The 7,392-nt window shown below is 65.7% G+C and carries 7 protein-coding genes and 2 pseudogenes; 6 read left to right on the forward strand and 3 right to left on the reverse strand.

Features of this window, described 5'->3' with window-relative positions; all coding sequences use genetic code 11:
* Window positions 1-121: 121 nt before the first annotated feature.
* Together F6Q13_RS16360 and F6Q13_RS16365 are read left to right on the forward strand one after the other, a co-directional pair.
* Window positions 122-619: pseudogene (locus tag F6Q13_RS16360) on the forward strand (glycoside hydrolase family 5 protein); the annotation flags it as partial.
* Window positions 611-970, forward strand: coding sequence for a hypothetical protein (locus F6Q13_RS16365; RefSeq protein ID WP_293058778.1), 360 nt, complete (start codon window positions 611-613; stop codon window positions 968-970). The pseudogene F6Q13_RS16360 and the gene F6Q13_RS16365, both read left to right, overlap by 9 nt.
* On the opposite strand, the gene F6Q13_RS20325 is transcribed toward F6Q13_RS16365, so the two are convergent.
* Entirely contained in the window at window positions 945-1,229 is a 285-nt protein-coding gene (locus F6Q13_RS20325) for a transposase (protein ID WP_367141336.1), read from the reverse strand. The two genes, F6Q13_RS16365 and F6Q13_RS20325, sit on opposite strands and share 26 nt — an antisense overlap.
* 414 nt (window positions 1,230-1,643) lie before the next feature.
* Between F6Q13_RS20325 and F6Q13_RS16370 the strand changes: the two are divergent.
* Window positions 1,644-1,804 (forward strand): annotated as a pseudogene (locus tag F6Q13_RS16370) (recombinase family protein); the annotation flags it as partial.
* Window positions 1,805-1,843: 39 nt separating this feature from the next.
* Window positions 1,844-2,458: a hypothetical protein gene (locus tag F6Q13_RS16375; protein ID WP_293058769.1), complete on the forward strand. Its 615-nt coding sequence runs from the start codon at window positions 1,844-1,846 to the stop codon at window positions 2,456-2,458.
* Between the two features lie 158 nt (window positions 2,459-2,616).
* On the opposite strand, the gene F6Q13_RS16380 is transcribed toward F6Q13_RS16375, so the two are convergent.
* Together F6Q13_RS16380 and F6Q13_RS16385 are read right to left on the reverse strand one after the other, a co-directional pair.
* Complete coding sequence (locus F6Q13_RS16380) at window positions 2,617-4,530, reverse strand: YhgE/Pip family protein (RefSeq protein WP_293058772.1); 1,914 nt, start codon at window positions 4,528-4,530, stop codon at window positions 2,617-2,619.
* A 2-nt stretch (window positions 4,531-4,532) separates the two neighbouring features.
* Window positions 4,533-5,258, reverse strand: a complete 726-nt coding sequence (locus F6Q13_RS16385) for an ATP-binding cassette domain-containing protein (RefSeq protein ID WP_293058774.1) — start codon at window positions 5,256-5,258, stop codon at window positions 4,533-4,535.
* Between the two features lie 125 nt (window positions 5,259-5,383).
* On the opposite strand from F6Q13_RS16385, the gene F6Q13_RS16390 reads away from it, so the two are divergent.
* Window positions 5,384-6,415 (forward strand): ATP-dependent 6-phosphofructokinase, encoded by a 1,032-nt coding sequence (locus F6Q13_RS16390; RefSeq protein WP_293058776.1) that lies wholly within the window; start codon window positions 5,384-5,386, stop codon window positions 6,413-6,415.
* A gap of 75 nt (window positions 6,416-6,490) precedes the next feature.
* A partial coding sequence (locus F6Q13_RS16395) for an ionic transporter y4hA (RefSeq protein WP_293058780.1) occupies window positions 6,491-7,392 on the forward strand: 902 nt, incomplete at its 3' end.

A 7,392-nucleotide genomic window follows, 5' to 3' on the forward strand; every position in this document is an offset into this window, starting at 1 on the left:
TCATGCATTGGGTAATTTTTGGAGCCGCCTCTGCGGTTAAGTCAGAAACACCTCACAACATGCCTGGGATGCGTTCTGGTCGAACGGCTCAGTCGATGGAGTCAATCTCGAGGATAATTACGCCCAGATGTGGGAAGCCGTGGCGAACTACTTCAAAGACGATCCCAACGTGATCGGTTTTGGGATCATGAATGAACCGTGGCCGGGACCACAATGGCTGCAAACCCTGTTGGGCAGCCTATTTTTCGACCAGCAGGACCTGACCCCGTTCTATAACCAGGTGGATTCGGCGATCAGGGCTGTCGACGCGAGTACCCCGGTGTGGTTCGAACCGAATATTTTGTTCGGCAATCTCCCGGTGGACACTCACCTTGGCACCGTCGATGACTCGAACAGTGTCTTCGCGTTTCACCCTTATTGTCTGACCGCCGATTTCATCAGCTCCACCAGTTTCGGCTGCGGCGCTTACGATGCGCTGATCGACGGTTGGGCCCAGGACTACGCGAAGGCGCACGACATCCCGGCGATGATCACCGAGTTCGGCGACACCGCCTACAGTCCCGCCCTCAACGACGAGATGACTGCGGCTAACGAGCACGAGTTCGGCTGGATGTATTGGTTATACAACTTCGACCAATCCGGCAACGCCAACATCTACAACGCCGCCCAGGTGACGCTGTCCCAGCCCTATCCGCAGGCGGTCGCCGGCACTCCGGATTCCTGGTCGTTTGACCCCGCCACCAAGACGTTCAACCTGAGCTACTCCACTGCGATGGCTGACGGTTCGGGTGAGTTCTCGGCCGGCTCGCAGACCACCATCTCGACGCCGACCATCGAGTATCCGAACGGCTATCAGGTCAGTGTCACTGGTGGACAAGTCGTTTCGGCTGCCAACGCCGCCAGACTTGTCATTGCCTCAAATCCCAACGCGGACAACATCACGGTCACCGTGAGCCCCGCCGGACATTAACTTCGTTTAATTGCGGCCCCGCCGCCGCGGGCGGGGAGCTTCCCGCGCGGGTCACTGGTGAGGAGCCCGCCTCGCGGCCGATCCGGGCCCGCTGGCAGAGCCGGCCGGCGCGCCGACGGATTCGGCCGAGCGCGGGGAGCGTGAGCTTGGTGACATGGAATGGGCCGAGGAAGCCAACCGCCTGGGGCAGGTGCTGATGCAATGCGCTGGCATAGCGCGAAACGGATCCAGCGACGCGGTAGCGATCTGCGCGTTGCATCCGTCGTCACCCGCGCCCGGCCAGCGGGCCGGCACCGTAGCTGAGCGGTCCGCGACCATGTCGAGCAGCTTTCCGTTGGCGCGCAAAGATTCACCTCGTCCACCAGGTCGCGCACCCACACCGATCGGCGATCCTCGACCCGCGCCGATCTAACGGTCTCCCACGAAAGTTCGTCTCGCGTTCACCGGGAGCCGGGTCATCGAAACTTAAGCCCTTGCAGAAAATTTGGGAGCATTGTCAAGCGGTTGTCGCAACAGTTTCACTTTCGCTGAGGTTGGGACTGGACATGACCCGCCTACATGTGTCCTCAGTCGGGACCACCTCGCCGCGGCCTGCACGCCCGCCACATCTGTCGCTGAGAAGACGGCGGGCTCACTGAGCTGGCCAAAGTTAGATTTTGCTAATAATCTCTCTCTGGTGAAAGCGAAAACGGCTGGTCAGCGGTCCGAGGTGCGGTCGGCGGCGATTTATGCCCGGATTTCGGCCGATGCGAAGGGGACGGGGCTGGGGGTGGCGCGGCAGTGGGAGGAGGCCGCAAGCTGGCTGCTGATCGGGGCTGGCCGGTCGGGGATGAGTCAGATTTTTCAGGGCGAAGCAACTGAAGGAAAAAACTGATGAACTTCAATCGAAAGGACGTTGCGCGCAATGAGGCACACCGCAACGGCCGTAGCGGTCATCAGTTTCGCCGAGGCGCCGTCACGGTCGGCCTCGGCACGGCTGCCGTCGCGCTGAGCCAACTGGTAGCCGCGCCCGCCGCCCGCGCCGACGATTTTGCCGACATCGTCGCCAACGTCGACGCCAGTGTCGCCGCCGGACAGGCCGACTTCACCACCGGGCAGGCCGATTTCGCGCTCGGCACCCAGACCGGCTTTGCCGAGGGTGTGGCGAATGACGTTGCGGGTCTCGACAATATTCTCATCGGTCCCGGCGAAGACGTCATCGCCGGCTTGATCCAAACCCTCGCCGGACAGACCCCTACCCCCGGCGATGACGTTTTCCTGTTTGGGCCCGTGCCGGACCCACAAAATCTGTATACCTTCCAAACCGAGCTATCAGTCTTTCCTTTTATAAATATCCTATTATTCGTCCTAGCTGGCCGGGAATTTACGCTCGGCACTCCGGCGGGTTTCGCCGACGGCCTGACCGTGGGCCTCGACGCTTTCAACGTCGACGCCGTGATTGCTCCGGCGCAGGCCTTGCTCGGGCTGGCGGATCTGGCGGGGCTCTGAGGCGGCAGCTGAGGTGACCGGCTGAGCTGAGCCGGGACACCCTGACCCGGCGCGCCGCACCTCACCCGTCCCGCAAACCTGGTGCTGGTGGTGTGCCCTATCACCACCGGCTGCACCACCACGGCGGCATCACCAACCAGCTGGCGACCGCGGCCGCGTCACACCTCGATCGGTGGATACAGCCGTTCCAGCGTGAACTGGCGATCTCGGCGGGCCGCCCATGCGCTGGCCGCCAGCGACACGGCGAGCACCCCGACCAGAACGCCCACCGAGATCCACATCCTGGTGTCGATGCCGCCAACCGTGAGCTGCCGCAGCCCGGTCACGGCGTAGGTCATCGGGTCGTAGGGGTGCAGAATCTGAAACGGCTTCGCCGTCGTCTCCACCGGGTACACCCCGCCGGACGACACCAGCTGGAACATCAAGAACGCCAGCGTGACGACTCGACCCACCGCGACACCGAGAACCGCGTTGAACGCTTGGATCAACGCCAGGAAAGCGGCCGATATCAAGATCAGGAACGCCACCATGCCCGCGGTGTAGCTGGCGTTCAGTCCGAGGCCGAAGTGCACCACCGTATACATCAGCGCCACCTGGGCCACTCCCAGCAGCAGCGCCGGCCAGTAGGAGGCCAGCACCACCCGCAGTGCGCCCAGCCCAGTGACGATCGCGCGGGTTTGTAACGGAGTCAACAACATCCAGACGATCAGCGCACCGATGAACAAGGCCAGCGGCAAGAAGAACGGCGCGAACCCGGTACCGAACGTGGCCGCGTGATGGGTGAAATCCAGCTCGGCGCCAACCGGATTCGCCAAAATCTGGGCGACCTGGACGCGTTGCTGATCGGTCAGCGCCGATACTCTCTTGTCGGCCGCACCCAACCCGGCTGCCAACTGCTGCGCCCCGTCTCGGAGTCGGTCACCTCCGGCTGCCAGCTGTCCCAGCCCGCCACTGAGCTTGTGCGCACCGGCATCGAGGTCGGAGGCGCCGGTGCGCAGGGCGACCAGATCGGACTTCAGCCCGCCGTTCAGCGTGTGGGTGATGAACGTGCGCAGCCGGCTGTTGGGGTCGGCCAGATCGTTTTGCAGCTGTTGGGCGTTGTCCCGCAGTCGGTTCAGGCCCTCGTCGGTGGCCGGGTCCATCCCGTTGGCGTCCAACAGGCGCTGCGCGCCGGCCAGCGTGTCCCCGAGCCCCTGCACAGCCGGATCCGGGTTCGCCCGCAACCCGTCCACCACCTGGTTGACGATCCCGGCGGCTTGTCGGTAGTCGAGGTTGAGGGCCGCAAGACGGTCGGTCAGGTTCTTGATGCTGCCGCTGAGTCGCGTCGCCGCGGCACCGGCTTTGTCCGGGTCGAGACCCATCGTGGCGAGGTCGTCCGTCATTTTCAGCAGCGGGTCGGTGGCCTGCCGGACCCCGGTGGACAACCGGTGGGCGCCGTCGGCGAGCGTGATCGAACCCCCATGGGCGGTGGTGAGGTTCTCGGCGAGCGTTCGGGCGCCGTCTGCCAGCTGCCCGGCGCCGTCGGAGGCCTTTTTGACCTCGTCGGTGACTTGGGACAACGCGGTGCCGATGACCTGCTCGCCGACCTTGGCGCTGACCTGGTTGAGCACCTCGCGGGCGACGTTTTGACCCATGACCGACGCCAGGTAGTTGTTGGCGTCGTTGAACCGGAACTGGACTTCGGCTGTGCGCGGATGCGGCCCCGCGGGCGACACCACGGCGGCACTGAAGTCCGCCGGCAGCGTGATCGAGAAGTAGTAACTGCCGTCGGAAACTCCTTTGGCTGCTTGGCGTGCCGACATCTGGTGCAGGTTCAGCTGACCGGACCGCACCAGGGCTGCCGCGACCTCGTCACCGGCCCGTACCTCATGGCCCGCCACGGTTGCGCCGCGGTCCTCGTCGACCAGCGCGACCGGGATCTTGTCGACCGCGGCGAAAGGGTTCCAAAAAGCCCACAGGTACATCGCCCCGTAAAGCAGCGGGAGCACGATGATCGTGATCAACGCCACGCGGGGCATGGTGCCGCGGGAGTAACGCTTGAGGTCGGTGCCCAGTGACATTCCGGCAAGCATGATCAGTCATCGCCTTTCTGCGGTGAGGCGGGAGCCAGGTGGTCGCGATGCAGATCTGCGACCGGGATCTGGGTGCGGATGCCCAGACCCTCCGGTACGGGGTTGACCGTCGCGGTGATCACCGTCTGATGCTCGCCCAGATCGACCAGGCGGCGGATCAACGTTTCGCGGTTGCGGTCGCTGGTCACCTGATCGAGGCTGCCCACCACCAGCAACGGCGGCCGGGCGGTGTTGGCCAGCGCGATGCGCAGCAGCAACCCGTCCAGTTCGTCGAGCTCCCCGACGTAGGCGCTGAGACGCGGCAGCGGCAGCTGGCCGAATACCGGCCCGCACATGGCCTGAAGTTCTTCGTCGCCGGCCCGGGGAACCAACCGGTACCAGGGCGCATCCCAGCGGGACCGCTCGGTGATGAGATCGGCGACGGTGACCGACTCGTACACCGAGTCGAGTTGTTCGATGCCGGCCAGGGCGGACACCGCGAAGATGTTGCGGGCCCCGGTTCGACCGAACACCGTGATCGTGCCGGTCGCCGGTTTCATCCGGCCGGCCAGGCTCATCAGCAGTGCGGTCCGCCCCGAACCGGCCGGAGCGGTCAGCACGGTGACGCCGCCGGTTTCGATGTCGAGGTCGAGCGGGCCGAAGGCCCGACCCCACGGTCCGTTCATCGCAATGCTCCGCGCCGCGAGCGCCAGCGCGGGGGCTTGTCGGGTCGCCTCCTGGTCTGGCATGGATCTCCCCCTCGCCGTCGTCGCATAGCCTCGCTCTGCGAGCCATCCAAGCAGATGTCACCGACTGGTCGGGTTTTCGGCCTGAAGGTGCCAATGCGGCCACCGGGCGGGGCAAGATGAGCAGTATGCGGATCGGGGTGCTTACCGGCGGCGGCGACTGTCCCGGGCTCAACGCGGTCATCCGGGCGGTAGTGCGTACCTGTGATGCCCGCTACGGCTCCTCGGTCGTCGGGTTCCAAGACGGATGGCGCGGCTTGCTGGAGAACCGGCGCATCCAGTTGCACAACGACGACCGCAACGACCGGCTGCTGTCCAAGGGCGGCACCATGCTGGGCACCGCCCGGGTGCACCCGGACAAGTTGCGGGCCGGGCTCCCGCAGATCATGCAGACCCTCGATGACAACGGCATCGATGTGCTCATCCCGATCGGCGGCGAGGGCACGCTGACCGCCGCGCACTGGCTGTCCCAGGAGAACGTTCCCGTGGTCGGTGTGCCCAAGACCATCGACAACGACATCGACTGCACCGACGTCACGTTCGGCCATGACACCGCGCTGACGGTGGCCACCGAGGCTATCGACCGGCTGCACAGCACCGCCGAATCGCATCAGCGGGTGATGCTGGTGGAGGTGATGGGCCGGCACGCCGGCTGGATCGCGCTGAACGCCGGGCTGGCGTCCGGGGCGCACATGACGCTGATCCCCGAACAGCCCTTCGACGTCGAAGAGGTGTGCCGACTGGTCAAGCGCCGCTTCCAGCGGGGCGATTCGCACTTCATCTGCGTGGTCGCCGAGGGCGCCAAACCGATCCCCGGCTCGATGCCGCTGGCCGAAGGCGGGCTCGACGAATTCGGCCACGAGCGGTTCACCGGGGTCGCCGCGCAGCTGGCAACCGAGGTGGAAAAGCGCATCAACAAAGAGGTGCGGGTGACCGTGCTGGGCCACGTGCAACGCGGCGGCACCCCGACCGCCTACGACCGGGTGTTGGCCACCCGATTCGGGGTCAACGCCGCCGACGCCGCCCACGCCGGCGAGTACGGCCAGATGGTGTCGCTGCGCGGCCAGGACATCGGCCGGGTGGCGCTGGCCGACGCGGTGCGCCAGCTCAAGCTGGTGCCGCAGAGCCGCTACGACGACGCGGCGGCGTTTTTCGGCTGACGACTACCGGGGGACTAGTGCGGTAAGCCACTGATACCGTGTGCTGGCCTGGTGGATTCGGGGAACGGCGGCGGTGTGGCGAAACTGGTGTCCTGGACGGCGGTGCTGCCGCCGCTTGCGTTCGCGGCGCTCCTGCTGACGTGGGGTACCAAGGTCGGAACGGCCGGGGCCGTGCTGCTGGCGGCGCTCCTGGTGGGTGCCGTGTTGGCTGCGGTTCACCACGCCGAGGTCGTCGCGCACCGGGTCGGTGAACCATTCGGGTCGTTGGTGCTGGCCGTCGCGGTGACCGCGATCGAGGTCGGGTTGATCGTCACGCTGATGGCCTCCGGAGATCACCACACGGTCACGCTGGCCAGAGATACCGTGTTCGCCGCGGTGATGATCACCATGAACGGGATCGTCGGGTTGTCGTTGGTTCTGGGTTCGGCCCGCTATGGGGTGACACTGTTCAACGCGCGGGGCAGCGGCGCCGAGCTCGCCACGGTGACCACGTTGGCCACGCTGAGCCTGGTGCTGCCGAAGTTCACCACAAGTCACCCGGGACCGGAATACGCGCCCAGCCAGCTGGTCTTCGCGGCGATCGCGGCATTCGCGCTTTACCTGTTGTTCGTTCTAACCCAAACCGTGCGGCACCGCGATTATTTTCTGCCGGTCGCGCAGAAGGGCCAGCCCGAACGTGTCGAAGACGACACCCACGCCGAGCCGCCGAGCGTCCGGTCGGCGCTGACGAGCTTCGGTCTGCTGCTCGTCGCGCTCGTCGCGGTGGTGGGTCTGGCCAAAGTGGAGTCGCCCACGATCGAGCGGGCGGTGACGGCGTTCGGATTCCCGCAGGCATTGGTCGGGGTGGTGATCGCATCGCTGGTGATGCTTCCCGAGACGCTCGCGGCGGCACGTGCTGCGCGCCGCGGCCGCATCCAGACCAGCCTCAACCTCGCCTACGGTTCGTCGATTGCCAGCATCGGGCTGACCATCCCGGC

It is taken from the genome of Mycobacterium sp. (genome assembly GCF_008709575.1).
Taxonomy (GTDB): domain Bacteria; phylum Actinomycetota; class Actinomycetes; order Mycobacteriales; family Mycobacteriaceae; genus Mycobacterium.

Coding starts and splice junctions, on each gene's coding strand:
- F6Q13_RS16365 (WP_293058778.1), top strand. CDS start 611: ATGTATTGGTTATACAACTTCGACCAATCCGGCAACGCCAACATCTAC.
- F6Q13_RS20325 (WP_367141336.1), bottom strand. CDS start 1,229: ATGCAACGCGCAGATCGCTACCGCGTCGCTGGATCCGTTTCGCGCTAT.
- F6Q13_RS16375 (WP_293058769.1), top strand. CDS start 1,844: ATGAACTTCAATCGAAAGGACGTTGCGCGCAATGAGGCACACCGCAAC.
- F6Q13_RS16380 (WP_293058772.1), bottom strand. CDS start 4,530: ATGCTTGCCGGAATGTCACTGGGCACCGACCTCAAGCGTTACTCCCGC.
- F6Q13_RS16385 (WP_293058774.1), bottom strand. CDS start 5,258: ATGCCAGACCAGGAGGCGACCCGACAAGCCCCCGCGCTGGCGCTCGCG.
- F6Q13_RS16390 (WP_293058776.1), top strand. CDS start 5,384: ATGCGGATCGGGGTGCTTACCGGCGGCGGCGACTGTCCCGGGCTCAAC.